Origin of the sequence: Rhodococcus sp. SBT000017, from assembly GCF_003688915.1 — a bacterium.
Taxonomy (GTDB): Bacteria; Actinomycetota; Actinomycetes; order Mycobacteriales; family Mycobacteriaceae; genus Rhodococcoides.
This window is the reverse complement of record NZ_REFU01000002.1, coordinates 391,334-417,634: the sequence shown is the minus strand read 5'-3', so window position 1 is coordinate 417,634 and position 26,301 is coordinate 391,334. Positions and strand designations below refer to the sequence as shown.

At 65.2% G+C, this 26,301-nt stretch carries 28 protein-coding genes; 18 read left to right on the top strand and 10 right to left on the bottom strand.

Annotated features, from left to right (window positions below):
• The first annotated feature begins 87 nt into the window (after positions 1 to 87).
• From AYK61_RS23045 to AYK61_RS23015, 7 genes are all read left to right on the top strand, one after another.
• Positions 88 to 1,863, top strand: coding sequence for a long-chain-acyl-CoA synthetase (locus AYK61_RS23045; RefSeq protein WP_121873265.1), 1,776 nt, complete (start codon positions 88 to 90; stop codon positions 1,861 to 1,863).
• 36 nt (positions 1,864 to 1,899) lie between these two features.
• Positions 1,900 to 2,760 (top strand): dihydropteroate synthase, encoded by an 861-nt coding sequence (gene folP / locus AYK61_RS23040; protein ID WP_037191539.1) that lies wholly within the window; start codon positions 1,900 to 1,902, stop codon positions 2,758 to 2,760.
• Positions 2,757 to 3,686 carry a glucosyl-3-phosphoglycerate synthase gene (locus AYK61_RS23035; protein ID WP_121873264.1) on the top strand — a complete coding sequence of 310 codons (930 nt, stop codon included), beginning with the start codon at positions 2,757 to 2,759 and terminating at the stop codon, positions 3,684 to 3,686. Before folP ends, AYK61_RS23035 begins: the two co-directional genes overlap by 4 nt.
• Positions 3,687 to 3,716: 30 nt before the next feature.
• Positions 3,717 to 4,046, top strand: coding sequence for a DivIVA domain-containing protein (locus AYK61_RS23030; RefSeq protein ID WP_121873263.1), 330 nt, complete (start codon positions 3,717 to 3,719; stop codon positions 4,044 to 4,046).
• Entirely contained in the window at positions 4,043 to 4,651 is a 609-nt protein-coding gene (locus tag AYK61_RS23025) for a DNA-3-methyladenine glycosylase I (protein WP_121873262.1), read from the top strand. Before AYK61_RS23030 ends, AYK61_RS23025 begins: the two co-directional genes overlap by 4 nt.
• A 95-nt stretch (positions 4,652 to 4,746) precedes the next feature.
• The gene (locus AYK61_RS23020) at positions 4,747 to 4,914 is read left to right on the top strand and encodes a DUF3117 domain-containing protein (RefSeq protein ID WP_008714277.1); all 168 of its coding nucleotides are present in this window, start codon (positions 4,747 to 4,749) and stop codon (positions 4,912 to 4,914) included.
• A gap of 112 nt (positions 4,915 to 5,026) precedes the next feature.
• A complete protein-coding gene (locus AYK61_RS23015; protein ID WP_121873261.1) occupies positions 5,027 to 5,881 on the top strand; it encodes a methyltransferase domain-containing protein in 855 nt (284 codons plus the stop codon).
• A gap of 10 nt (positions 5,882 to 5,891) precedes the next feature.
• Here AYK61_RS23015 and glgA read toward each other — a convergent pair whose 3' ends face one another.
• Positions 5,892 to 7,055 carry a glycogen synthase gene (gene glgA / locus AYK61_RS23010; protein WP_121873260.1) on the bottom strand — a complete coding sequence of 388 codons (1,164 nt, stop codon included), beginning with the start codon at positions 7,053 to 7,055 and terminating at the stop codon, positions 5,892 to 5,894.
• A 76-nt stretch (positions 7,056 to 7,131) separates the two neighbouring features.
• On the opposite strand from glgA, the gene glgC reads away from it, so the two are divergent.
• A complete protein-coding gene (glgC, locus tag AYK61_RS23005) occupies positions 7,132 to 8,346 on the top strand; it encodes a glucose-1-phosphate adenylyltransferase (protein WP_121873259.1) in 1,215 nt (404 codons plus the stop codon).
• A gap of 67 nt (positions 8,347 to 8,413) precedes the next feature.
• Here glgC and AYK61_RS23000 read toward each other — a convergent pair whose 3' ends face one another.
• The gene (locus AYK61_RS23000) at positions 8,414 to 9,025 is read right to left on the bottom strand and encodes an O-methyltransferase (protein ID WP_032365496.1); all 612 of its coding nucleotides are present in this window, start codon (positions 9,023 to 9,025) and stop codon (positions 8,414 to 8,416) included.
• A 239-nt stretch (positions 9,026 to 9,264) separates the two neighbouring features.
• Between AYK61_RS23000 and sigE the strand changes: the two genes are divergently transcribed.
• The 4 genes from sigE (at position 9,265) to tatB (ending at position 12,343) form a co-directional block, all read left to right on the top strand.
• A complete protein-coding gene (sigE, locus tag AYK61_RS22995; RefSeq protein WP_052047749.1) occupies positions 9,265 to 9,891 on the top strand; it encodes an RNA polymerase sigma factor SigE in 627 nt (208 codons plus the stop codon).
• A 16-nt stretch (positions 9,892 to 9,907) separates the two neighbouring features.
• Positions 9,908 to 10,234 (top strand): anti-sigma factor, encoded by a 327-nt coding sequence (locus AYK61_RS22990; protein WP_068053118.1) that lies wholly within the window; start codon positions 9,908 to 9,910, stop codon positions 10,232 to 10,234.
• An 84-nt stretch (positions 10,235 to 10,318) separates the two neighbouring features.
• On the top strand, positions 10,319 to 11,860 hold the full coding sequence (locus AYK61_RS22985) for a S1C family serine protease (protein WP_259468240.1): 1,542 nt from the start codon (positions 10,319 to 10,321) through the stop codon (positions 11,858 to 11,860).
• A gap of 18 nt (positions 11,861 to 11,878) precedes the next feature.
• Complete coding sequence (tatB, locus tag AYK61_RS22980) at positions 11,879 to 12,343, top strand: Sec-independent protein translocase protein TatB (protein WP_121873258.1); 465 nt, start codon at positions 11,879 to 11,881, stop codon at positions 12,341 to 12,343.
• Between the two features lie 178 nt (positions 12,344 to 12,521).
• Here the strand turns inward: tatB and AYK61_RS22975 are convergent, their stop codons facing one another.
• From AYK61_RS22975 to AYK61_RS22960, 4 genes are all read right to left on the bottom strand, one after another.
• A complete protein-coding gene (locus AYK61_RS22975) occupies positions 12,522 to 13,658 on the bottom strand; it encodes an Mrp/NBP35 family ATP-binding protein (RefSeq protein WP_121873257.1) in 1,137 nt (378 codons plus the stop codon).
• 52 nt (positions 13,659 to 13,710) lie between these two features.
• Positions 13,711 to 14,583, bottom strand: coding sequence for a murein transglycosylase (locus AYK61_RS22970; protein ID WP_183130511.1), 873 nt, complete (start codon positions 14,581 to 14,583; stop codon positions 13,711 to 13,713).
• 112 nt (positions 14,584 to 14,695) lie between these two features.
• A complete protein-coding gene (locus AYK61_RS22965; protein ID WP_121873255.1) occupies positions 14,696 to 15,238 on the bottom strand; it encodes a DUF1003 domain-containing protein in 543 nt (180 codons plus the stop codon).
• 20 nt (positions 15,239 to 15,258) lie between these two features.
• On the bottom strand, positions 15,259 to 16,533 hold the full coding sequence (locus AYK61_RS22960; protein WP_121873254.1) for a magnesium transporter MgtE N-terminal domain-containing protein: 1,275 nt from the start codon (positions 16,531 to 16,533) through the stop codon (positions 15,259 to 15,261).
• A gap of 74 nt (positions 16,534 to 16,607) precedes the next feature.
• On the opposite strand from AYK61_RS22960, the gene AYK61_RS22955 reads away from it, so the two are divergent.
• The 6 genes from AYK61_RS22955 (at position 16,608) to AYK61_RS22930 (ending at position 22,581) form a co-directional block, all read left to right on the top strand.
• A complete protein-coding gene (locus AYK61_RS22955; RefSeq protein ID WP_121873253.1) occupies positions 16,608 to 17,549 on the top strand; it encodes a CoA ester lyase in 942 nt (313 codons plus the stop codon).
• A 70-nt stretch (positions 17,550 to 17,619) separates the two neighbouring features.
• On the top strand, positions 17,620 to 18,108 hold the full coding sequence (locus AYK61_RS22950) for a general stress protein (protein WP_008714301.1): 489 nt from the start codon (positions 17,620 to 17,622) through the stop codon (positions 18,106 to 18,108).
• Between the two features lie 195 nt (positions 18,109 to 18,303).
• On the top strand, positions 18,304 to 19,626 hold the full coding sequence (locus AYK61_RS22945; RefSeq protein ID WP_121873252.1) for an extracellular solute-binding protein: 1,323 nt from the start codon (positions 18,304 to 18,306) through the stop codon (positions 19,624 to 19,626).
• Positions 19,623 to 20,573 (top strand): carbohydrate ABC transporter permease, encoded by a 951-nt coding sequence (locus tag AYK61_RS22940; RefSeq protein WP_121873251.1) that lies wholly within the window; start codon positions 19,623 to 19,625, stop codon positions 20,571 to 20,573. Before AYK61_RS22945 ends, AYK61_RS22940 begins: the two co-directional genes overlap by 4 nt.
• Entirely contained in the window at positions 20,573 to 21,406 is an 834-nt protein-coding gene (locus AYK61_RS22935) for a carbohydrate ABC transporter permease (protein WP_121873250.1), read from the top strand. Before AYK61_RS22940 ends, AYK61_RS22935 begins: the two co-directional genes overlap by 1 nt.
• A 5-nt stretch (positions 21,407 to 21,411) precedes the next feature.
• Positions 21,412 to 22,581 (top strand): ABC transporter ATP-binding protein, encoded by a 1,170-nt coding sequence (locus tag AYK61_RS22930; RefSeq protein WP_121873249.1) that lies wholly within the window; start codon positions 21,412 to 21,414, stop codon positions 22,579 to 22,581.
• 63 nt (positions 22,582 to 22,644) lie between these two features.
• On the opposite strand, the gene AYK61_RS22925 is transcribed toward AYK61_RS22930, so the two are convergent.
• The 4 genes from AYK61_RS22925 to AYK61_RS22910 form a co-directional block, all read right to left on the bottom strand.
• Positions 22,645 to 22,929 (bottom strand): hypothetical protein, encoded by a 285-nt coding sequence (locus AYK61_RS22925; protein ID WP_121873248.1) that lies wholly within the window; start codon positions 22,927 to 22,929, stop codon positions 22,645 to 22,647.
• Positions 22,930 to 23,091: 162 nt separating this feature from the next.
• On the bottom strand, positions 23,092 to 24,558 hold the full coding sequence (locus AYK61_RS22920) for an MFS transporter (RefSeq protein WP_121873247.1): 1,467 nt from the start codon (positions 24,556 to 24,558) through the stop codon (positions 23,092 to 23,094).
• 140 nt (positions 24,559 to 24,698) lie between these two features.
• A complete protein-coding gene (locus AYK61_RS22915; protein WP_121873246.1) occupies positions 24,699 to 25,559 on the bottom strand; it encodes a chromosome partitioning protein ParB in 861 nt (286 codons plus the stop codon).
• Positions 25,549 to 26,265: a metallophosphoesterase gene (locus tag AYK61_RS22910; protein WP_121873575.1), complete on the bottom strand. Its 717-nt coding sequence runs from the start codon at positions 26,263 to 26,265 to the stop codon at positions 25,549 to 25,551. The genes AYK61_RS22915 and AYK61_RS22910 overlap by 11 nt, the downstream gene beginning before the upstream one ends.
• Between the last annotated feature and the right edge of the window lie 36 nt (positions 26,266 to 26,301).

Sequence of the window (26,301 nt, the reverse complement as noted above, 5' to 3'; positions counted from 1 at the left end):
CACCAAGCGCGGCCACCGAGTGAGATGCTCAAAGTTGTTACTCTCAAGTAGGGTAAGAAATCTCACATCGTCTTCAAAGGGGAGTTCATGGCTGTCGATGCCCGTCAGAAAATTGGAGTGACCGACCTCGCGGTCGCGTTGCCGAAAATGGTGACGGAGGTGCCTAGTCTGCTCAAGGGCCTGGCGGGATTCACCCGCAAGCCCGACCACAAAGCGTCGATCGGTCAGATCTTCCAGGACGCCGCCGCGAAGAACAGTGACCGTCCGTTCGTGCGGTTCGAAGGCGAGTCGATCACCTACCGGGACGCGAACGAGCTCGTCAACCAGTACGCCGCGGTGTTCGCGGACCACGGGGTGAAGCGCGGCGACGTCGTCGGCATCCTCAGCAAGAACCGGCCGGAGGCGCTGTTCGCCGCGCTCGCTGCCGTCAAGCTCGGCGCCACCGCAGGAATGCTGAACTACAACCAGCGCGGTGACGTACTCGAGCACAGCCTCGGCATTCTCGAGGCGAGGGTCCTCGTGCTGGACGAGAACGCACAGGAAGCCCTGGATTCGCTCGACGGAGAACCCAAGGTCGGAGCAGTACTGCCGCTGAAGAAGCTGGCCGAGCTCGCGGCGACGGCGTCGACGGCCAACCCGAAGGTCACCGCCGAGATCCAGGCCAAGGAGAAGGCGTTCTACATCTTCACCTCGGGTACCACCGGCATGCCGAAGGCCAGCCTGATGAGCCACTTCCGCTGGCTCAAGTCGATGTCCGGTCTGGGCAACATGGGTGTGCGGCTTCGCAGCAACGACGTCATCTACTGCTGCCTTCCGCTTTACCACAACAATGCGCTGACGGTGACGCTGTCCTCTGTGCTCGCGGGCGGCGCGACCATGGCCATCGGCAGGCAGTTCTCGGTGAGCAACTTCTGGGACGACGTCCGCGTCAACAAGGCCACCGCGTTCACCTACATCGGTGAGCTGTGCCGTTACCTGCTGACACAGCCGGAGAAGCCCTCCGACCGGGACAACTCGGTGAAGCTGATCGTCGGCAACGGACTGCGCCCGGAGATCTGGGAAGAGTTCACCGAGCGATTCGGCATCTCCCGCGTCGCCGAGTTCTACGGCGCCAGCGAATGCAACATCGCGTTCATCAACGCCCTGAACATGAAGAAGACCGCAGGCATCTGCCCGCTGCCGTATGCCGTCGTCCAGTACGACGAAGAATCCGGCAAGGCCAAGCGCGGCCAGGACGGCAAGCTCCGCAAGGTCGGCAACGGCGAGGTCGGACTGCTGCTGTCCAAGATCACCGACCGGGCACCGTTCGACGGCTACTCCGACGACAAGGCCACCGAGAAGAAGATGGTGCGCGACGGCTTCAAGGACGGCGACGCGTGGTTCGACACCGGTGACCTGGTCCGCAAGCAGGGCTTCATGCACGTCGCGTTCGTCGATCGCCTCGGTGACACCTTCCGCTGGAAAGGCGAGAACGTCGCGACCACGCAGGTCGAGGGAGCCCTCGGCGGACATTCCTCGGTCGACGGTGCCGTCGTGTACGGCGTCGACATCGAGGGAACCGACGGCAAGGCAGGCATGGCTGCGGTGACGCTGCGCGAGGGCGAGACCTTCGACGGCAAGACGATGGCCGAGCACCTCTACGACAAACTCCCGACGTACGCGGTGCCGCTCTTCGTCCGGGTCGTCGACAGTCTCGAGCAGACGTCGACGTTCAAGAGCCAGAAGGTGGCCCTGCGCAAGCTTGGCTACGAGGAAGACAGCGACAGCGACCTGTACGTGTTGCGCGGCAAGTCCGGTGGCTACGAGAAGGCGTACGACGGCTACGTCGCCGAGGTCGCAGCAGGCAAGGCCCCCAAGGGCTGAGCACTCGAAAGATGCGCACGTGCCACTATTGATTTCATGAGCACTCTCTGCGGCAAACCGGTCGCCGACGATCGCGCATTGGTCATGGCCATCGTCAATCGCACCCCCGATTCGTTCTACGACGGGGGTGCGAATTTCAGCGACGACGCCGCGATGGCGTCGGTGCACCGGGCGGTCGCAGAGGGTGCCGACATGATCGACATCGGTGGTGTGAAGGCCGGCCCCGGCGACATCGTCGATGCCGAGGAGGAGATCCGCCGTGTCGTCCCGTTCGTCGAGGCCATCCGGGACGCGTATCCGGAGCTGCTGATCAGTGTGGACACCTGGCGCAGCGAGGTCGCCCGACTGGCCTGTGGCGTCGGTGCGGACCTGATCAACGACACGTGGGCCGGGGCCGACCCCGAGCTGGTGCGCGTCGCTGCCGCCGAAGGAGTCGGCATCGTCTGCTCGCACACCGGCGGGGCGGTGCCTCGTACTCGCCCGCATCGGGTTCGGTACGCCGATGTGGTGGCCGACGTGATCGCCGAAGTCACCGCCGCCGCCGAGAACGCCGTCGCGGAGGGGGTGAAAAAGGATTCGATTCTCATCGATCCGACGCACGATTTCGGGAAAAACACCTATCACGGGCTCGAGTTGTTGCGTCGCGTGGACGATCTTGTAAACACCGGGTGGCCTGTGCTCATGGCGCTGAGCAACAAGGACTTCGTAGGCGAGACTCTAGGTGTAGAGCTCGCCGACCGGTTGGAGGGAACATTGGCAGCGACAGCATTGGCCGCAGCAGGCGGAGCCCGAATGTTCCGGGTGCACGAAGTTGCGTCGACCAGAAGAGTCGTCGACATGGTGGCAGCGATCCAGGGTCTGAGAACCCCGGCGCGGACGGTCAGGGGTCTGGCATGACACTCGCAGATCGAACGGACGTCACCAGGGCGTGGTCCGAGACCAACAGCTGGGACACCCCGGAGTGGACCATTGCCGAACTCGAGGCCGCCAAAGCGGGCCGAACGGTGTCGGTGGTACTCCCGGCACTCAACGAGGAACAGACGGTCGCCGCCGTCATCGACACGATCCACCCGCTGCTCGGTGGCCTGGTCGACGAGCTGATCGTGTTGGACTCCGGTTCCACCGACGAGACGGCTGTGCGCGCGACTGCGGCCGGTGCACGTGTGATCAGCCGAGAAGAAGCAGTACCCGGGGTGGACCCGGTACCGGGCAAGGGCGAGGTGCTGTGGCGATCGGTCGCCGCGTCGACCGGTGATCTCATCGCGTTCGTCGACTCCGACCTGATCAACCCCGATCCGGCGTTCGTACCCAAGTTGCTCGGCCCCCTGTTGATGGGCGACGGCATCCACCTCGTCAAGGGCTACTACCGCCGACCGTTGCGGACCAGTGGAACCGAGGACGCCAACGGTGGTGGACGTGTCACCGAGCTCGTGGCAAGGCCGCTGCTCGCTGCCCTGCGGCCCGAGCTGACCGGGGTCATTCAGCCCCTCGGCGGTGAGTACGCCGGTACACGCGAGCTGCTGTCCGCGGTGCCGTTCGCACCCGGCTACGGAGTGGAGATCGGGCTGCTGCTCGATACGTACGACAGGCTCGGGCTGCGGGCGATCGGCCAGGTGAACCTGGGCGTGCGCAAGCACCGCAACCGCCCGCTGGTCGAACTCGGGGCGATGAGCCGACAGATCGTCGGGACGATGCTCAATCGGTGCGGGATGGTCGATTCCGGTGCCGGTCTGATGCAGTTCCGGGTCGACGGTGACTCGTTCGAGCCGTTCTCGACCGAGGTGTCGTTGCTGGACCGACCGGCGATGAACTCGCTGAATTAGCGTGTCGGGCGGTCGTGACAAGATCGTGGCATGTTGACGCTGCTGATCTACGTCGTCGTCATTGCCGTCGTCGCCGCTGCATTGTTCTTCGTGGCGTCGGCGGTGTTCGGTCGCGGTGAGGAACTGGGCCCGCTGCCCGAGGGAACCACCGCGACCGTTCTGCCGGCGGAAGGCGTCACCGGTGCCGACGTGCACGCGCTGAAGTTTCAGCAGAGCCTGCGGGGCTACAAGCCCAGCGAGGTCGACTGGGCGCTCGAGCGACTCGGCGGCGAGATCGACATGCTCCGTTCGCGGCTGTCCGCAGCGCAGCAGGCGCAGGAGACATTGGCCCCTGCCCCGGCCGAGCCCGACGAGCGATGAGCGCTGTCGCCGGACCGGACGGCCGACTGCGCTGCCCCTGGGGTGCCACCGACGACGACCTGTACCGGGACTATCACGACACCGAGTGGGGGCAGCCGCTCCACGGGCGCAACGAGCTGTACGAGCGCCTGTGTCTCGAAGCGTTCCAGTCGGGTCTGTCGTGGATCACGATCCTGCGCAAGCGCGATAGTTTCCGCACCGCATTCGCCGATTTCGATCCGGAGCTGGTGGCCCGGTTCGGCGACGCCGACGTCGAACGGTTGATGAACGACGCGTCCATCGTGCGCAATCGGCTCAAGATCGACGCAGCGGTGAGCAACGCGCGCGCCATCATCGATTTCGACGACACCGACCTCGACACGCTGCTCTGGTCCTTCGCTCCCGAGCGCAGGTCGACGCGCCTGACCGAGTTCTCCGCTGTGCCCGCCTCTACTCCGGAGTCCACTGCTCTGGCCAAGGAGCTCAAGCGGCGGGGCCTGCGGTTCGTCGGTCCGACAACTGCCTACGCCTTGATGCAGGCCACCGGAATGGTCGACGATCACCTGTCGAGGTGCTGGGTGCAGGTCGTCAATACCGACTCCGGTTCCCGGTATCGACGGCGATAGGGAAGAATAGGAGACAACACCCGTCGCCCCGCGACGAATTTATCTTTTTGGCCTAGGCGCCGAGCTGGTGGGCGCAGATCTGGAGGGAGCAGAGGATGGCGGCGATGAAGCCCCGGACCGGGGACGGTCCCCTCGAAGCAACCAAAGAGGGACGAGGAATCGTCATGCGTGTCCCGCTCGAGGGGGGCGGCCGGTTGGTCGTCGAATTGACCCCCGACGAGGCCGCGGCACTCGGTGACGAATTGAAGGGTGTCACCGGCTGATCGCTCTGTCGATCGATCATCGCTCAGCCCCGCTCGCCGTACCGGCAAGCGGGGCTTTGTGTTGTGTTCACGACTGTGGCATCCGGCAGAGTCGTGACGAAGGAGGTGTCCGATGCTGACCGACGTCGTGGACGTGCTGCTGTGTCCGCAGTGCCGTGCACGTGAGCTCGATTCCGGGCTCGGCGTAGGCGACACCGATCGGACGCTGTGGTGCGATCGAGGGCACTCCTTCGATGTCGCTCGGCAGGGCTACGTCAGTCTGCTGACCGGTGACGGCGGCAAGTTCACCGGCGACTCGGCCGAGATGATCGCTGCGCGCGACGCGTTCCTGGGGGAGGGGCATTTCGACCCGATCGCCGCTGCGGTCTCGGCGGGTGTCCCGGCGGACGGCGAGGTGGTGCTCGACGTCGGGGTCGGAACCGGTCACTACCTCGCGGCGGTTCTCGACGACCACCCCGATGCCCGGGGGATAGGCGTCGACGTGTCGAAGTTCGCGGCCAGGCGCGCCGCACGGTCCCATCCGCGGCTGGGGTCCGTGGTCGCGGACATCTGGAGTGGACTCCCGGTGCGGTCGGGCGCTCTGTCCGCGGTGACGTGCGTGTTCGCTCCGCGCAACGCCGGTGAACTGAATCGGGTTCTCGTCGACGACGGCGTGTTGGTGGTCGTCACGCCCACGACGCGGCATCAACGTGAGCTGCGGGGGCCATTGGGACTCATCGGCGTCGACGAGGACAAGTCCCGCCGCCTGAGCGAGTCGCTGTCCGGTCTGTTCGAGCCTGTGACGGAATCTTCGCTGGAATACTCGATGATGCTCTCGCACAACGATATCGAGGCTCTGATCGGCATGGGCCCGTCGGCGCGGCACGGTGACCCCGAGGCGCGGTCTGCGGCGCTGACGCAGTTACCGAACACCACCGAGGTCACCGCGTCGGTGACGGTATCGACCTACCGCAAGACGATTCGCTGAGTCGTCCCGATCAGCCGCGGCGGGCCAGCGCGTCGTTGTAGACGGCGAGAGTCTGCTTCGCGATCGACGCCCAGGAGAACTCGGCGACGGCCCGCTCGCGGCCCGCCTTGCCCATCGCTGTCGCGAGCGCGGGATCGAGGGCTACCTCGTTGACGGTGTCCGCCAGGTTCCGCTCGAAGGCATCGGGTTCGTAGGAGTTGTAGTGCACCAGGCGTCCGGTGCGGCCCTCGTCGACGACCTCGGGAATGCCGCCGACATCCGATGCCACCACAGCAGTTTCGCAGGCCATCGCCTCGAGGTTGACGATGCCGAGCGGTTCGTACACCGACGGGCAGACGAACACAGCCGCCGCGGAAAGGATTTCGCGGATCTTCTCGGTGGGAAGCATGTCCTTGACCCAAAACACGCCGCTGCGCTGCTCGGCGAGCTGGGCGACGGCCCGCTCGGTTTCCGCGGCGATCTCCGGGGTATCGGGTGCGCCTGCACACAGGACGAGTTGAATCGACGGATCGAAGTGGTGGGCCGCGGCGATCAGGTGGCCCACGCCCTTCTGCCGGGTGATGCGCCCGACGAACGCGACGATCGGCTTGTTTCGATCGACGCCGATCTCGTCCAGAGTTGCGGTGCCGTGGTCGGCGAACCACCGCTGCGTGTCGATTCCGTTGCGCACCACATGAACCCGGCTCGGATCGAGACGCGGATAGGCGTCGAGCACATCTTTGGCCATGCCCTCGCTGACGGCGATGACGGCGTCGGCGTATTCCACGGCGTTGCGCTCCGACCACGACGAGATGCGGTAGCCGCCGCCGAGTTGCTCGGCCTTCCACGGCCGACGTGGTTCGAGTGAGTGTGCGGTGAGGATGTGCGGAACGTCGTACAACTCGGCGGCGAGGTGGCCCGCGAAGCCGGTGTACCAGGTGTGCGAGTGCACCACGTCCGCCCCCGCAGCGGCGTTCGCCATCCGCAGCTCCGCCGACAGCGTCGTCAACGCGGCGTTCGCCCCGGCGAGTGCGGGATCGGGGTCGTGCACCTGCGCGGTGTCGCGCGGCGCGCCCATACAGTGGATGTCCACGTCGCACAGCGATTTCAGCTGCGCCGTCAACTCCGTGACATGAACTCCTGCGCCACCGTAGATCTCCGGGGGATATTCCTTGGTCATCATTGCTACGCGCACGTGAACGAACCTACATTCCCCAGCAGTTGTGCGTGTACTGCTAGCAAGGTTCTCTCGGTGCGGATAGGTTGAGTGGGTGAGGACACAACCGCACGTACTAGGGATTGTGCTGGCCGGCGGTGAGGGTAAGCGCCTTTACCCGATGACCGCGGACCGAGCCAAGCCAGCCGTTCCCTTCGGGGGCGCCTACCGACTCATCGACTTCGTACTGAGCAATCTCGTCAACGCCGGTTACCTCCGGCTCTGCGTGCTCACCCAGTACAAGTCCCATTCACTGGACCGCCACATCTCGCAGACGTGGCGACTGTCCGGGTTCGCCGGGGAGTACATCACTCCGGTTCCCGCGCAGCAGCGACTCGGGCCCCGGTGGTACACCGGCAGTGCCGACGCGATCTTCCAGTCGCTGAACCTGGTGTACGACGAGGACCCCGAATACATCATGGTTTTCGGTGCCGACCACATCTATCGCATGGATCCGGAGCAGATGGTGCAGCAGCACATCGACTCCGGTGCAGGCGTCACCGTCGCCGGAATCCGGGTTCCACGCAGCGAGGCATTCGCGTTCGGCTGCATCGACTCCGACTCCGACGGCAAGATCACCCAGTTTCTCGAGAAGCCGGCTCAACCGCCCGGCACGCCCGACGACCCAGACGTCACCTACGCCTCCATGGGCAACTACGTCTTCACCACCAAGGTGCTCGTCGACGCCATCAAGGCCGACTCCGAGAACGTCGACTCCGACCACGACATGGGCGGCGACATCATTCCGGCACTCGTCGAAGCGGGCGTCGCCTCGGTCTACGACTTCAACGACAACGTCGTTCCCGGTGCCACCGAACGCGACCGCGGGTACTGGCGAGACGTGGGCACCATCGACGCCTTCTACGACGCCCACATGGACCTCGTGTCGGTGCACCCCATCTTCAACCTCTACAACCGCCGCTGGCCCATCCGCGGATCGGCCGAGAACCTGCCGCCCGCCAAGTTCGTCCAGGGCGGCTTGGCGCAGGAGTCGGTCGTCGGTGCCGGCTGCATCCTGTCCGCGGCCACAGTCCGCAACTCGGTGCTCAGCTCCAACGTCATGATCGACAGTGGCGCGACGGTCGAAGGCAGTGTCCTGATGCCCGGCGTCAAGATCGGTAAGGGTGCCGTCGTGCGGCACGCGATCCTGGACAAGAACGTCGTCGTAGGTGACGGAGAGATCATCGGCGTCGACCACGAACGCGATCGCGAGCGCTTCAACGTCAGTGCCGGGGGAGTCGTCTCGGTCGGCAAGGGCGTCTGGATCTAGTGCGCTGCGCGCAGTGGTGCGGTTGGGTGCCCTCTATGGCTCCTAACCGCACCACTGCCGTAGGCACCTACGCCCTCGACGCGCAGATCAACCCGTCACCGAGTGGCAGCAGCACCGTCGTCAGACGCTCGTCCTCGGCGATGGCCCGGGCGGCGGATCGAACGGCAACTGCGGTTGCGTCGCGCTGAGTCGGGTCGGCCACTCGCCCACCCAGTAGCGCGTTGTGCAGCACCAGAACTCCGCCGGGGCGCAGGAGTCGAACGCTCTCGGCGACGAAGTGCGGGTGGTCGGCCGGACTGGCGTCGATGAACACCAAGTCGTAGGTGTCGTCGGCCAACCGGGGGAGCACGTCCAGTGCCCAGCCGTTTATCAGCCGGGTACGCGAAGGCGCAATTCCCCCGGCGCGGAACGCTTCTCGGGCCGCACGCTGGTGCTCAGGTTCGGTGTCGATGGTGGTGAGGACACCGTCCGCGCGCATCCCGTCGAGCAGCCACAGACCGCTGATCCCTGCGCCGGTACCGATTTCGACGACCGTCTTCGCGCCGAGCATCTGAGTGAAGATGGACAGAATCGCTCCGACCGACGGCGGTACCGGGGCGGCACCCAGGTCGACGGCACGCTCTCTGGCTGCGATCAGAACCTCGTCCTCCTGAGCGGAGTCTTCGGCGTAGGCGAGCATCTTCTCGGCGTTGGTCGGCACGCCCCGAGGCTATCGTGCCCAGGGCACATTCTCACGCACACATTCTCAGGTGCGCCTCAGCTGATTCATACCGGACCCACACGCGGGTCCGTCAGGCTGTGAAGGAATCGAAGGTCCATCTCGATTGCGAAGTGTGAGCTGGAACATCCGAGGGTAGTCGTCGGTTGAATGAGAAGGACGTACGCAGTCCTGAGCAGGAGGATCCAACTATTTACAAGATCAACGGCGATCGCGACACCGCGCGTCTACCCGAGTCCGTACCCGCACCCGACGATCTCAGCGGCACCGCAGTGTTCGATGCGACCGGCGAGGACTCCACCATGCCGTCCTGGGACGAACTGGTTCGCGAACACGGCGACCGCGTCTACCGACTGGCCTACCGCCTGTCCGGCAACGCCCAGGACGCCGAGGACCTGACACAGGACACCTTCATTCGTGTGTTCCGCTCCCTGTCGAACTACCAGCCGGGCACCTTCGAGGGGTGGCTGCACCGCATCACCACCAACCTGTTCCTGGACATGGTTCGTCGACGCAGCCGCATCCGTATGGAAGCGCTCCCCGAGGACTACGACCGCGTCCCCTCCGATCGACCCAACCCCGAGCAGATCTATCACGACGCGCGCCTCGACCCCGATCTGCAGTCCGCGCTCGATTCGCTGGCACCGGAATTCCGCGCCGCAATCGTGCTGTGCGACATCGAAGGACTGTCCTACGAGGAGATCGGTGCGACACTGGGCGTCAAGCTCGGAACGGTTCGCAGTCGCATTCACCGTGGACGCCAGGCGCTACGCGAGTACCTTCGAGTGCACGGGAAGGTCGACTCCGGTCACGCAAGTGTCCACTAGCTACGAGGAGGGTTGGATGACGCAGGCGCGCAAGCCGAAGCAATTCAGCTCCACCGAACATCTGGCCAGTGAAGCCGTCGCGGCGTACGTCGATGGCGAATTGCGAATGCCCGCATACCTGCGTGCTGCCGACCATCTGTCCGAATGCCCCGAGTGCGCCGCCGAGGTCGAGGCCCAGCAGCAGGCACGCAAGGCACTGCGGGGAGCAGGGGAGATGTCGATGCCACACTCTCTGCTCGGCCTGCTCAGCCAGATACCGTCCTGCGCGGGCGAGGATCGGCCGTCCCACACCAAACGAACCTTCATGTCCGCCGTCGCCGATGTCCGTCGTCGCCGACGTTGATCGCATCGAGAACTGCTCGACGACTTCTCACCTGCATCGAGCCGCGCCGACCGCTCGAGTGATACTGAACTCTCACACCGACGTATGCGAGGGGTAACCGGACGCGTGACATCGAATTCGACCAGCACCGAGACCGCAGGGGCCGACCCATCGGAGATCGAGCCCGACGGCATCGGCTCGGCGGGGCCGGAAGGTCCGCGGTTGCCACCTCGTCCGGTGTATCGACCTTCCGTCGATCCGGTGTCGGCTTCGGTGTTCGGACGTCCCGACGATGTGGACGGTTCGTTCTCGCCTCGTAGGCCCGGCGAGGAACTTCCCTCGCGCGTATCGGTGCGTCCACCCGATCCCATCCTCGCCGAGGCGTTCGGACGCCCGGACGATGCCCAGGAATCGCTGCAGCGCGACCCGAACGCCCAGGACGAGAGCGACACCGCCCCGTCGGCTCCGGTCGATCCGTGGCGCGACCCAACCTCTCGGGTATCCCTCGGCAGCGCGGCACTCGACGCTCCGCCCCCTCCCGTACTGCCGCCAGGCACCAAACTCGGTGTGCGCGACGTGCTGTTCGGGCGGTCGGTATCCGTCCGAGCTCTCGTCCTACTCGGAGTCCTCGCACTCGTCATCGGATTGGTCGGCGGGTTGTTCGGTCGCCTCACCGCCGAGGTGACCGGCGCGTTGACGAGCCAGAAAGTGACCCTGACCCAGTCCAGCGGCGACGACATCCCGCGCGGGCAGATCACCAACGTCGCCGACGCGGTTCTGCCGTCCGTCGTCTCGATCCAGGTGACGCTCGGCGAAACCGGTGGCACCGGCTCGGGCGTCGTCATCGACGGTGCCGGCTACATCGTGACGAACAATCACGTGATCTCACTGGCCGCATCCGACCCGGATAATTCGACACTCGAAGTGACGTTCTCCGACGGCACCAAGGTGCCCGCCGACATCGTCGGCCGCGACACCAAGACCGACCTCGCCGTCCTCAAGACCGATGTCGGCAACCTCACCGTCGCCGAGCTCGGTCGTTCCGCCGACGTTCGCGTCGGGCAGGACGTGATCGCCGTCGGCTCACCGCTGGGACTGAACAAGACCGTCACCTCCGGCATCGTGAGCGCGCTCGATCGGCCCGTCGCCCTGTCGGGTGAAGGCACCGACACCGACGCCGTCATCGATGCCGTGCAGACCGACGCCGCCATCAACCCCGGCAACTCCGGCGGTCCGCTCATCGACTTCGAGGGCCGCGTGATCGGCATCAACTCGGCCATCCGGAGCGAGAGCGGCGGATCGGTCGGCCTCGGCTTCGCCATTCCGGTCGACGAGGTGTTCGAGGTGACGCAGTCACTGATCCGGGACGGCGTCATGCGGCACCCCGACATCGGAATCAATGCCCGCTCGGTCATCAACGACACCTCGGCCGGCGCGGAAGTAGCGAACGTCCGCTCGGGCGGTCCTGCCCAGCAGGCCGGAATCGTCGAGGGAGATGTCATCACCAGGGTCGGCGACCGAGCAGTGGGCGACGCCGACGAACTGGTCGTCGCCGTGCAGGCCACCACGATCGGGGAGCAGGTTCCGGTGCAACTCGTTCGGTCGGGACGGCTGGTGGACCTCTCCGTCACGCCGGTTTCGGATTGACGACGTAGGCTGGCAGGCGTGTTCGGCAACATCGGTTGGGGAGAGCTCGTCATTCTCCTCGTAGCAGCTCTCGTCATCCTCGGCCCCGATCGCCTCCCCGGCGCCATCAGCTGGGTGTCCAAGTCGATCCGCCAGGTCAAGGACTACGCCAACGGCGCGAGCCAGCAGCTCAAGGACGAGCTCGGCACCGACTTCGAGGACCTCCGCAAACCGCTCGCGGATCTCAACCAACTTCGGGGCATGACCCCTCGGGCAGTGATCACCAAACACCTGCTCGACGGAGACGACTCGGTCTTCAAGAACCCACTCGACGACACCTTCAAGGGCAAGCCCTTCGATGCCAAGCCGAAGAGCTCAGGCGGCCCGACGCCTCGGAACGGCGTCTCCTCCGGCAGCACGTCCGGTGGCACCGTGTCGATGAGCAAGAACGAGCCGAAGCTGTCCGCAGGCGACACCCCGCCGATCGACGCGGACGCCACGTAACCAGATTTCGTCCTGCCGCACTCCGCCGCTTGTTCTCGTCAATGGACCACTGCACACGTGTGAGCGGTGCAATGGTTCATCGACGCAGACCAGGTTGCTGCGTCAATGAACCACTACATGCGTCTGAGCGTTGCAATGGTCCATTGACGGGGCGGGGGAAGCGGGTGCCGCAGCCTGTCTAGAGCTTGCGGGCCGAGTCGATGCCGAGTGACATTCCGACCAGACCGCGCTCGCGCACGGCGAGTTTCGCAGCCACGGCCTCCAGTGCCTGGGCTGCGGGCGATTCCGGGTTGCTCAGCACGATCGGAGTTCCGGCGTCCCCGCCCTCGCGGACGGCGGTGTCGAGGGGGATCTGACCCAGCAGAGGAACGCTCGCACCCACGGCCTTGGTCAGCCGGTCCGATACGTCCTGTCCGCCACCGGATCCGAAGATGTCCATGCGGGTACCGTCGGGCAGCTCGAGCCACGACATGTTCTCCACGACGCCGGCAACACGCTGCCGAGTCTGCAGTGCGATCGCGCCCGCGCGCTCGGCCACCTCGGCCGCGGCCTGCTGCGGGGTGGTGACCACGAGGATCTCGGCACTCGGAATGAGCTGAGCGACGGAGATCGCCACGTCTCCGGTGCCGGGCGGAAGGTCGAGCAGCAGCACGTCCAGGTCGCCCCAGAAGACGTCGGCGAGGAACTGCTGCAACGCACGGTGCAGCATCGGTCCGCGCCACACGACGGGGGTGTTGCCCTGCGTGAACTGGGCAATCGAGATGAACTTCACCCCGTGTGCCTGCGGCGGCATGATCATCTTCTCGACCTGAGTCGGCCGGGCGTCGTTCCCGAGCATCCGCGGCACGGAGTGACCGTAGATGTCGGCGTCGAGCACACCGACCGAGAGTCCGCGAGCGGTGAGCGACGCGGCGAGATTGACCGTCACGCTGGATTTACCGACGCCGCCCTTGCCCGACGCCACCGCGTACACGCGCGTCAGGGATCCGGGTTGCGCGAAGGGAATGATCGGCTCTGCGGAATCGCCTCGCAATGACTTGCGGAGTTCGGTGCGCTGCTCGTCGTTCATCACGTCGAGTTCGACCGAGACGGTGCCGACGCCTTCGACGTCGGCGACTGCGTTCTTGACGCGGTCGCTGATCTCGGTCTTCATCGGGCAACCGGAGGTGGTGAGGTAGATGCCGACGCCGACTGCTCCGTCGTCGGAGATGTCGATGCTCTTGACCATCCCCAGATCGGTGATGGGTTTGCGGATCTCGGGGTCGATCACCTTCGCGAGCGCGGTCCGAACGTCGGATTCGGTCAGTACAGCCATTGCCTCATGCTAGGCGGTGGGCCAACTCTCGATGGACAGCGGGCAGCGCGATCTAGTGAATGCGCGGCAACTGGTCCGAGCTCGGGACGATGCCGGTGGCGTATCCGGCCGACCACGCGAGCACGTTCGCTACGTAGGCCATCGAGTTGTTGTACCGCAGGATCGCCTTGGTGGTCGATCCCAGGTCACGCATGTTCGTGGCGTCGTCGCACAGGTACATGCCGGTGGCCAGGGCTGCGTCGAACAGGTTCTGGGGGTCGGAGACGCCGTCTCCGTTGCCGTCGGCGTGATAGAGGTTCCACGTCGAGGGCAGGAACTGCATCGGTCCGACCGCGCGGTCGTATTCGGTGTCGCCGTCGAGCGCGCCGCCGTCGGTGTCACGAATCACTTGATTGCCGGCGAGGGTGCCGTTCAGGCGCGGCCCGAGGATGGGCTCGTGCAGCTCGCCCGAGTCGTCGACCTTGCCGTTGTTGGCGTGGGTGGACTCGACGCGGCCGATGCCCGCGATGACGGTCCAGCTGATACCGCAGCCGGGCTGCTGCTGAGCCAGGATGCGCTCGGCGTTCTTGTATGCCGAGACGTTGACGACCGGAATCGCGATGGGGCTGACGGCGAGGTTGGTGGGCAGCTCGGGTGTGGGCGGGATCTCGGGTACCGGAGCGGGTGCGGGGACCTCAGCGGGCACCGGAAGCTCGGCCTGGGCCACCGGCTGCGCCTGCTGATCCTGGGCGATCGGCTGCGGTGTCTCGACGACGGAGTTCGATTCCTGAGCGGCAGGGGACGTCTTCGCGCTGACGAACGGGATGTATTCCGTGGCTCCGGCGCTGGTGGCGGCGGTGACGAGTCCTGCGGGGACGAGACCTGCCAGAGCAATCACCGAGTTCCGTCGGACCTTGGAAGTCGATGCTTTTCTGTGACGACCCACGCGTGCTGTACCTCCTGATTTCCCCGGGTGACAACCGGGGCCCGACCTGATGACCGGGATCGAGGGTACCTGATTCGAGACTGTTCCGTTATCGGGCTGTTACAGAGCAGATCTATCGCGTATCGGGGTCCGACGTGTCCGGCATCCCCACTTCGTCTTGCACCCGCGCGGCCGCCTTCTTGCGTGCCTTCTTCGGAGTCGCGACGGGCTGTCCCGTCGCCTGCTCGAGCAGTGCCTTGACCTCGTCCAGTTCGCGGCGCAGGTAATCGCGGGTGGCGACCTCTCCGACTGCGATGCGCAGGGCTGCGAGTTCGCGGGCGAGGAACTCGGTGTCGGCCTTGGTCTGTTGTGCGCGCGAACGGTCCTCTTCGAGGGAGACGCGGTCGCGGTCGTCCTGCCGATTCTGGGCGAGCAGAATCAACGGAGCCGCGTACGCGGCCTGGGTCGAGAACGCGAGATTGAGCAGGATGAAGGGGTACGGGTCCCACCTGAGGTTGACCGCCACGACGTTGAGGAAGATCCAGACGATCACGATGCCCGTCTGGATTGCCAGGTAGCGGCCGGTACCGAGGAATCTCGCGGCCTTCTCGCCCGACTTGCCGAGGTCGAAGTCGACATTGACGTTGAACATCCGCGACCCGCGCGGAGTGTCCATTCTCTGGCGTGCTGTTTCTTTCACTGTCCGGCCACTTCCTGATCTCGCCAGTCCTCGGGCAGCAGGTGATCGAGGACGTCGTCCACGGTCACGGCCCCGACCAGGTGGTCCTCGTCGTCGACCACCGGGCCGCAGACGAGGTTGTACGTCGCGAAGTATCGCGTCACGGCGGTGAGGCTGTCCTCGGGGGACAACCGCGGCAGCGCGCTGTCCACCACCCCGCCGACCAGACTCGCCGGGGGTTCTCGCAGCAATTGCTGCAGATGAACGCAGCCGAGATACGGGCCGGTGGGGGTGGCGGTCGGTGGCCGCACCACGAACACGAGCGAGGCCAGCGCGGGCGTCAGGTCGGGGTTGCGCACCCGGGCGAGCGCCTCGGCCACCGTCGTCGATGCGGTGAGTACGACGGGTTCGGGGGTCATCAGACCGCCTGCGGTGTCGGGGGAGTGCTCGAGCAGACGGCGGACAGGTGCCGAGTCCTCCGGATCCATCAGTCGCAGAAGCGATTCCGCTTCGGTCTCGGGCAGCTCACCGAGGAGGTCGGCGGCATCGTCGGGGTCCATGGCCTCGAGCACGTCGGCTCCGCGGTCGACGCCGAGGTAGTGCATCAGTTCGACCTGATCGTCGTCGGGCAATTCCTGGACGACGTCCGCGAGTCGCTCGTCGTCCAGCGCCATCGCCACCTCCATGCGGCGCTTGGCCGGCAGCTCGCGCATCGCGTTCGCGACATCGGCCGCGCGCAGGCCCTCGAACTGCATGAGCAGCTGTGCCACACCCTGATCGGGCAGCGAGAGTTCGTTCTGCGTGAGTCCCTGCACGTGCTGCCAGTCGACCACGTGGATGGCGCCGCGTCGTGCGAGCCGTTGCCGTTGCTTGCGGACCGCCACCCGCGCGACCACCCAGTCGCGAGTTCGGGTGAGTTCGATGCCGAGGTCGACGACGACGGAATCGACGTCGTGCAGCTCGTCGAGCTCGGGGTCGTCGACGCGCACCTTGGAGTCGAGAATCTGCGCGAACACGAGAATCTCGTTCGCGCGCTGAGTGAATCGACGCAGACTGACGTTCCCGGTCGTGAGCTGGACCGAGTTCGGTTCGATGCTGGTGACTCTGAGCATCGGCACGAAAATTCTTCGCCGAGTTGCCAATTCGACCACCAGGCCGAGGACTCTCGGTTGTGCTCTGCCGACGCGCATCGAGATCACCACGTCGCGGACCCGTCCGATCGATTCTCCGTCGGGGCCCAGGACACCCAGGCCGGCGAGCCTGGCCGCGAATACCTTGCTCAGTGCTGCCATGATGGCAAGGTTAGAGGCTTCGCAATACAGAGGGTGAATCAGACAGGGGTTGTGCTTTCGTGAGTGTTTCGGGCATGCGGCGGTCGGTGCTGGCCGTTCCGGGCAGTTCGGACAAGATGATCGCCAAGGCCAAGGGGCTCCCCGCGGACGCGGTCTTTCTCGATCTCGAAGACGCCGTCGCGCCGCTGGCGAAAGTGGCAGCCCGAGCGCGCATCGTCGACGCTCTGAACTCCGACGGTTGGGGCGATCAGATCAAGGTCGTACGCGTCAACGACTGGACGACGCAGTGGACGTACGGCGACGTCATCGACGTCGTGTCGGGTGCCGGGCGCAATCTCGACGCCATCCTGCTGCCGAAGGTGGAGTGCGCGGCGCACGTGCAGGCGCTGGATCTGCTGCTCACCCAGATCGAGAAAGAGCACGGACTCGACATCGGTGCCATCGGGATCGAACCGCAGATCGAGAGCGCCCGCAGTCTGCGCAACATCGACGAGATCGCGACCGCGAGCCCGCGAGTGCAAACCCTGGTGTTCGGTCCAGCAGATCTGATGGCGAGCGTCAACATGCGCACTCTCGTCGTCGGCGAGCAGCCGGTCGGATACGACACGGGCGACGCCTATCACCACATTCTGATGACCATCCTGCTCGCTGCCCGGACACACGGTCTGCAGGCCATCGACGGCCCCTATCTACAGATTCGCGATCTCGACGCTTTTCGCCGGGCAGCGGGTCGCACGGCAGGTCTCGGTTTCGACGGCAAGTGGGTACTGCATCCGACGCAGATCGAGGCGGCCAACGAGATCTTCGCGCCGCGTCAGGCCGACTACGACAAGGCCGAGCTGATTCTCGACGCGTACGAGTTCCACACGTCCGCGGCGGGCGGCGGGCGCGGGGCAGTGATGTTGGGCGACGAGATGATCGACGAGGCGAGCCGCAAGATGGCGCTCGTCGTCTCGGCGAAGGGCCGAGCGGCAGGAATGGCGCGCACGACCGCCTTCGTGCCGCCCACGTCCTGACCGACCGTCAACCTGCTGTGAACCGCGACAACGGGTATGCCGGGTGTCCGTTTCGGGGCACAATGGAGTCATGACTAATCCCCTCTCACAGTCGGGCCGCCCAGGGCAGGGACTGCCGACGCCGCCTTCCGGTTGGCCGATCGGTTCCTACCCCACCTACGCCGAGGCGCAGCGCGCTGTCGACTACCTGTCCGACGAGGAGTTCTCGGTGCAGGACGTCACGATCGTCGGCGTCGACCTGATGCAGGTCGAGCGCGTCCTCGGTCGCCTCACGTGGCCCAAAGTGATTGGTGGAGGCATCGTTTCGGGTGCGTGGCTGGGTGTCTTCCTCGGCCTTGTCCTCGGCATCTTCAGCGAGAACATCTTCGGAGCGCTGCTCATCGGCGTCGGCGGTGGCATCATCTTCGGCCTGATCTCGGCGTCCATTCCGTACGCGGCCACCAAGGGGCAGCGAGATTTCGCGTCGAGCATGCAGTTGGTCGCCGGTCGATACGACGTCCTCTGTGAGCCCCGAACCGCGGAGAAAGCACGCGACCTGCTCGCAAAATTGTCGATCTGATCACACCTGGTGGACGACCAGGCAACCGACAGGTAACGGAATAGCCCCAATCTCCCCTCAATGCCAGTGAGTTCGGTTACGTTTCTTTCGTGCACGGCAGTCCCACACAGTGTGCTGCGCGAGTAACTGAACGTACGGAGGCGGAAAGTGCCGAGACATCGTGGTCGTAGGCGTGGAAAAGCAACGAGGATAGGGGTGTTGGCGGCAGCGGCTCTGGTGACGAGTCCGTTGCTCGCAGCGTGTGGTTCGTCCGACAGTTCGGTTCCGGTTCTGAGTTTCTACACTGCCGCAGACGGCGCAGAGCAGTACGCCGCTGCGGCACAGGTGTGTTCGGACGCCTCGAACGGCCGCTACCGCGTGGAGCAGCGAACGCTGCCCAAGAGCGCGAACGATCAGCGTCTCCAGCTCGCGCGGCGTCTCGCCGGCAACGACCGGACGCTGGATCTGATGACACTCGACGTGGTGTGGACGGCCGAATTCGCCGAAGCCGGATGGGCATTACCCGTTCCCGACGACCTGTCCGAGAAGCTGCGCGACGGCTCCACCCTCGAGGGTCCGCTCGCCACGGCCGAATGGGAGGACCAGCTCTACGCGGTTCCACTCAACTCCAACACCCAGCTGCTCTGGTACCGACCGGACGAGGTGCCGGACGGGGTACCGCCGCAGACGTGGGATCAGTTGATCGACGTGGCCGAGGCCAATGCGGCCGCGGGTAGGCCTGCGGAGATCGGCGTCCAGGCCAAGCAGTACGAGGGCTTCATGGTCTGGTTCAACTCGCTGCTCGAGAGCGCGGGTGGATCGGTCGTCGGCGAAGACGGAACGACGGTGACACTCAACGACACTCCCGAGCACCGCGCCGCCACCGAGAAGGCCCTCGAGATCATCAAGCGGGTCGCCACCGCCGACGGCCGCGACCCGTCGGTCTCGCAGAGCGACGAGGGAACCTCCCGGCTCGGGATGGAAGCGGGGCGGATGGCCTTCCAGGTCAACTACCCGTTCGTGCTGCCCGGTCTGAAGGAGAACGCCGTCGCCGGTGCCGTCTCGTTCTTGGATCTGTCGACCGTGCCCGCCGAAGAGCAGGACGCGCGGATCGCCGAGGTCTTCCGCAGCGCCCCGTATCCGGAGGTGAATCCGGGCGAGCCTGCGAAGGTCACCATCGGTGGGTTCAACATCGGCGTCGCGAAGACCACCCAGTACGAGGACCTCGCCTGGGAGGCCGTCGAGTGCCTCACCAACGAGGAGAACCAGCGCAACAACGCCGTCAACGGCGGTGTGCCGCCGGTGCTTGCACGCCTGTACGACGATCCGGAGTTCCAGGCCGTCTACCCCGCATGGGAAGGGGTGCTCGGTTCCATCGAGTCGGCGGCCGTCCGACCTGTTTCGCCTGCCTACCAGAGCATTTCGATTCTGCTGACCGATGCGCTCAACCCGCCGCAGAACATCGATCCGGTGGCCGACGTGGACAAGCTCGCAGATCTGGTCACCAAGGCCGTCAATTCCGAAGGGTTGATTCCATGAGCGCCACCACCGAGTCACAGCCCGCATCGCAGCCTGTCGACAAGCAGGCGGCGCTGAAGAACGTCTCCGACGGCAAGAAGGCCGAACGTCGCCTGGGGCTGATGCTCATCGCACCCGCCGCCCTGCTGATGATCGCGGTGACCGGATATCCGATCATCTACGCGTTCTGGCTCAGCCTGCAGAAGTACAACCTCGCATTCCCCGAAGATCGTGAATTCGTCGGCATCTCCAACTACGTGACCGTGCTCTCCGACGGCTACTGGTGGACGGCGTTCAGCGTGACGGCGGGCATCACGATCATCTCGGTGATCATCGAGTTCATCCTCGGCCTGGCGGTGGCTCTGGTCATGCACCGCACCATCTTCGGTCGCGGACTGGTGCGCACCGTGGTGCTCATTCCGTACGGCATCGTGACCGTCGCCGCCGCGTACAGCTGGTACTACGCGTGGACCCCCGGCACGGGCTACCTCGCCAATCTGCTGCCCGACGGTAGTGCTCCGCTCACCGAGCAGTTCCCGTCACTGGCGATCGTCGTGTTGGCCGAGGTGTGGAAGACGACGCCGTTCATGGCGCTGCTGCTGCTCGCAGGCCTGGCGCTGGTACCCGACGATCTGCTCAAGGCCGCCGAGGTGGACGGAGCGGGCGGCTGGACCAGGCTGATGCGGATCACCATCCCGTTGATGAAGCCGGCGATCCTCGTCGCGGTGCTCTTCCGCACCCTCGACGCGTTCCGCATCTTCGACAACATCTACGTCCTGACCCGAGGCAGCAACGAAACCGGATCGGTGTCGATTCTGGGTTACAACAACCTGTTCGGTGCGTTCAACCTCGGACTCGGGTCGGCGATCAGCATCCTGATCTTCTTCTGCGTCGCGATCATCGCGTTCGTGTTCATCAAGTTGTTCGGTGCCTCGGCACCGGGATCCGACGACGGAGGCCGCAAGTAATGACCACTGTTACGCCTCGCAAGAAGGTCGGTTGGACGGTCGTCAACGTCCTCGTCCTGCTCTACGCACTCGTTCCGCTGCTGTGGATCATCAGCCTCTCGTTCAAGTCGACGGCGACCATCGCGGACGGCAGGTTCATTCCGCAGTCGTTCACCCTGGACAACTACAAGGGCATCTTCCAGACGAACCAGTTCACCTCGGCGCTGGTGAACTCCATCGGCATCGGACTGATCACCACGGTGATCGCCGTGGTGATCGGCACGATGGCCGCGTATGCCGTTGCCCGCCTGGACTTTCCGGGCAAGAAGGCACTCGTCGGTGCGGCACTGCTCATCGCGATGTTCCCCCAGATCTCGCTGGTGACACCGCTGTTCGACATCTCCCGATCGCTGGGACTGTTCGACACCTGGCCGGGACTGATCATTCCGTACATCACTTTCGCGTTGCCGTTGGCGATCTACACCCTGTCGGCGTTCTTCCGCGAGATTCCGTGGGAGCTCGAAAAGGCAGCGAAGATGGACGGCGCGACGCCCGCACAGGCGTTCCGCAAGGTCATCGCCCCGCTGGCCGCCCCCGGCATCGTCACCGCCGCCATTCTGGTGTTCATCTTCGCCTGGAACGACCTTCTGCTCGCCATCTCCTTGACGGCGACGGAACGTTCGGTCACCGTCCCGGCGGCCATCTCGCAGTTCACCGGTAGCTCTCAGTTCGAGGAGCCCACGGGGTCGATCGCGGCGGCAGCAGTCGTCATCACGATCCCGATCATCATTTTCGTGCTCTTCTTCCAACGACGTATCGTGGCGGGCTTGACGTCCGGCGCAGTGAAGGGATAACCGTCATGGCCGAAATCGTTCTCGACAAAGTCACCAAGCTCTACCCCGACGGCGCCGCCGCGGTCAGCGACGTCGACATCACCATCGCCGACGGCGAATTCATCATCCTCGTCGGGCCGTCCGGTTGCGGAAAGTCCACGACGCTCAACATGATCGCCGGCCTCGAGGACATCTCGTCCGGTGAGTTGCGTATCGCGGGGGAGCGCGTCAACGAGAAGGCACCGAAGGATCGCGACATCGCGATGGTGTTCCAGTCCTACGCGCTGTACCCGCACATGACGGTGCGGCAGAACATCGCCTTCCCACTGACGCTCGCGAAACTCTCGAAGTCGGAGATCAACAGCAAGGTCGAAGAGGCAGCCAAGATCCTCGATCTCAGTCAGCACCTCGACCGCAAGCCGTCGAACCTCTCCGGTGGTCAGCGTCAGCGAGTTGCCATGGGCCGCGCCATCGTTCGTACGCCCAAGGCGTTCCTGATGGACGAGCCACTGTCCAACCTCGACGCGAAGCTGCGCGTGCAGACTCGCGCCGAGATCTCGCGCCTGCAGAAGCGGCTCGGCACCACCACCGTGTACGTCACGCACGACCAGACCGAGGCCATGACCCTCGGCGATCGCGTCGTGGTGTTGCGCGGCGGGTTGGTGCAGCAGATCGGTTCGCCGCAGGAGCTCTACGACAAGCCGCGAAACCTGTTCGTGGGCGGCTTCATCGGATCGCCCTCGATGAACTTCGTTCCCGGACAGCTCACCTCGAACGGAGTGTCCACCGCCCTGGGTGACATCGACATCCCGCTCGAGCGGATGGACTCGATCAAGGCCAAGAACCCGGGCCGGGAAGTGGTCGTCGGCATCCGTCCCGAGCACTTCGAGGACGCGGCTCTGATCGACGGTTACCAGAAGATGAGCGGCGCGACCTTCACCGCCACCGTGGACGTACTCGAGTCGATGGGTAGCGACAAGTACGTCTACTTCACGCTCAAGGGTGCGCGGGTCGAATCCAGCGAGCTGCAGGAACTCGCAGCGGATGCGGGTATCGCCGATCTCGGTGGCGCACAGGTGGTTGCGCGTCTGGCCGCCGAGTCCAAGGCTGCCGAGGGTGGTCAGGTGGAACTGTGGTTCGACCCGGCGAAGATCTCGGTGTTCGACCAGGCCTCGGGTGCGAACCTGACGCTGTAGTGCCTTCGGCAGTGGTGTGGCTGAGTGCCCTGGAGGGCACTCAGCCACACCACTGCGCAGCACTCAGAACGCGGAACCGGTGGTCGGTAACTGGTAGCCCTGGAAGAAGTCGAACGGGACCACGTTCGGTGCCGGGTTCTGCAGCTGCGGTGCCGGTGCCTGTGGGAACAGCTCGGGGAGCTCGAACTGGTTCTGCCGGTCGTTTCGGTTGTCGTCGTACCGGGTGTGGTTGTCGCCCCGGTCCGTCCACAGCGGATCGGCCGACGCGGTACCGGTGACTGCTACCAGAGGAATGGCCACCAGAGCCCCGGTCACTGCTGCGCGGGTGAGAATCTTTCGGGTGTTCATGTGTTCCCTTTCGTCGTGGTTCCTACCTGCACGACGTTAGGTCCGGTGGATCGGTGCGCGTAAGGGGAAAGCGCTACCTCCCAGGAGATTACGAGCGTTCTGCCAAAGGTTGCTACCAGCGGTTTCGAGGTGTCGGTCCTGGTCGGATCGGTACCGGTGTTGTCAGGTTGTTGTCGAAGGGCTGGCAGTGCTCCCAGCCGGGGTCCCCCGCGGGACGGCCGACTCGGATTCGGCCACGACGGTCGATTCCCGCTCCGGCGTGGTGCTCTTGATGGCGAGGGCTGCGAGGACGACGACCGCGCATGCCAGGGCGCCTGCGAAGAAGGCTGCGGTGTAGACGATTTCGCGGGCGACTGCCGTTCCGTCGATGGTGAACATGGCGAGGACGGTGGACAGGGTGGCGCTCGCAATCGAGGTACCGACTGTCCGGACGATCGAGTTGACGCTGTTCGCCACCCCGGTGTCCGCTGCGCTGACCTCGGCCATGAGCAGGTTCGGCAGGGCAGCGAATGCGAGACTGACGAACATGTTGATGACGATGCCTGCGGTGATCAGCTGCCAGGTGTGATCGTGGGCGAGTGCGACGAAGACGAATCCGAACAACCCGATCACGGCTCCTGCGATCAGTACTCGGCGCGGCCCGAACGCCCGGATGAGGCGGCCACTGACGACGGCCGCGACTACTCCGACCGCTGCGCCGGGCAGCAGATAGACGACGCTCGCCTCGAGAACATTCGCGGTGAAGCCGTAGCCGGCCACAGCTCGTGGTGTCTGTACGAAGTACGAGCAGGCGAGGAAATTGACGAACATCCCGATACCGACGAACAGGGTGGCGACGTTGGTGGCGAGCAACGGTCCGTGGGTGAGCATGCGGGGTGCGACGAGTGGCTCGTCGGCGCGTTTCTCGAAGTTCCACCAGATGGCCCCCGCGACTACACCGACGACCGCGCAGCCGATGGTGGCAACCGAACCCCACCCCCAGGTGCGGCCCTGGGTCAGGGCGAGGAACAGCAGAAGCAGAGTCACCGCGAGCAGTGCAGCTCCCCACCAGTCGACGGTGCCGCCACTTGTTCTCGGGCGCGCCGGTACGCCGAACCAGGCAATCGCGAGCGCGACAACGACGAACGCAACAGTGAGCCAGAACACGCGGTGGTAGTCGGCACCGTTGGCCGTCAGCAGCCCGGTCAACACCAGTCCGAATCCGCCGCCGACGCCCAGTGTGCCGGACAGGACGGCCATCGAGCCGACGAGCTTACGAGGAGGCATCTCGTCACGGAGGACGGCAAGGGCGATGGGGAACAGTGCATAGGACACGCCCTGCAGGACCCGGCCGACGATCAGCCACAGCAACGAGTGGGTCAGCGCTGCGAGCAGAGATCCGGCGAGGACGACGGTGAGCACACCGATCAGCACCGGACGCTTACCGTGCAGGTCGGCGAGCCTACCGATGACCGGGGTGGCGATCACCGCCGCGAGGAGATTGGCCGTCAGTACCCATCCGGCGGCGGTGGTGCTGACCCCGAGTTGGGTGCCGATGGTCGAAACGATGGGGACCACCATCGTTTGCAGAACGGCGAGAGTCATGACGATGAAACAGAGTCCGGGCAGCAGTATGCGGCGGGAGGACATGAACGAACTACCTCGTTACGTATCGACTATGCGGTGGAACGAAAAACAAAATGATGAACGCATCTAAGTAACTATCGGAGATAGGTGTACCAGGGAAGTGAGCGGGCCGCCACCACGGCAGGGCATCGACGCAGGCTCTACTACGGCCTACTGGGCTTTCCCAGAGCTTTCTGACGGAGTTCGCTGACGATCTCGTCGTTCCAGACGTGTTCGCGCACCAGGCGGTAGCGCTCCCGGCTCATCCACAGGTACGCCTCCGCGTCGGTGCGGTCCTCGAGGATCTCCGCTGCGCGCACCATGCGCACCACCGGTAGGTATTCCTCACCGAACCAACGCCGCGCGACGGTACCGCGGTCGACGAATTCCCCGACCTCCTGCATCAACCGGAAGCCCCACGCCTCCACCGATTCGCTCAGCTGGGCGTAATCGAACGGATCGGTCACCTGAACGGCCTCGCGTGCCTTGCCCACCAACGGGACACGACTGAGGAAGATGCGCCGGTGATCCTTGATCAGCAGGTCGCCGCGTCGGGTGATGCCCTCGGGGGAGATGCGCGTGATGATCTCGGTGACGACGGCGTCGATCGACGTCCGGTGCATCGCGAAGGCGATGGACACTCGGTGATGGCCGTCGACGACGAAGTGCATTCCGCCGATGCGATAGACCTGAATCGGCGGCATCGCCTCGCCGCGGCGTTGGGCGGCCGCGAGTCGCTGCCAGCGTTCGCGGATGCGCGCCGACGTCGGACGGAAGAAGCGGTCGAAATCGCGCGTGCGATCGACGCTTCCGACGATGGTGTCGACGCGAATGACCTGCAGGCCGAGGTGCCGCTCGCCCACCTTGCCGAGGGCGGCGACCACCTCGTCGAACGGCAGGATGGTGTTGACGTCGTCGGGTTGACGACGCAGCCACCCCACCAGACGTGCGACGTCGGCGCGTCGGCGCTGGCGGGTGAAGTCGTTCTCCGCATCGGCGGCCGGAAATCCGGTGTCACGTGCCATGTCTGCGCCTCACGATCTTCGGTGTCTCGAAATCCGGTCTCTCGCCGCCCGGTTCGATCTCGAGGAGGGTGTATCCGACGGTGTTGATCACCGTCGCGCCGTGCAGGGTCAGATCGTCCGGGGTGTGACCGTGCGGATGAATATGGCCGTGCAACAACAACTGTGGGGAGAGTCGACGCGTCACCTCGTCGAGGCAATCGAAGCCGATGTGCGCGGGGTCGGTGTCGTCGCCGACGCCGAGCGGTGGACTGTGGGTGAGCAGGATGTCGACGGGCCGAAGATCCTTGCGCACGTTGCGATGCCATGCGAACGTCCGGGTCAGGGTGCGTGATCGCCGTCGCTGCTGCCGTTGGGTCCACTGATTGGGACCACCGTTGTAGCGGATGGATCCGCCGAGACCGGCGATCCGCAATCCTGCCGCGGACACGATGCGACGGTCGACGTTGACGGCACCGACCGGTCCGGGCCAGGTTGCGGGCAGTCCGGCGCGCATCCACCCTGCGCGCCCGGCCGAGTATCCGGTGAGGTCCGCGTCGTGATTGCCCGGCACGAAGACACAGGGTGCGTTCAACGCGTCGGTGAGGTACTCGAGGTAGTCGAACGGGAGGTCTCCCGCGCCGAGAATCAGGTCGACTCCGAGCGACTTCACCTGCGGACTCCACAGAGATTCGATCGTTTCGTCGGCAACTGCGAGAACGGAGACCACGGGTACGACGGTACCCACCTCGGGTGCGGTGGTACC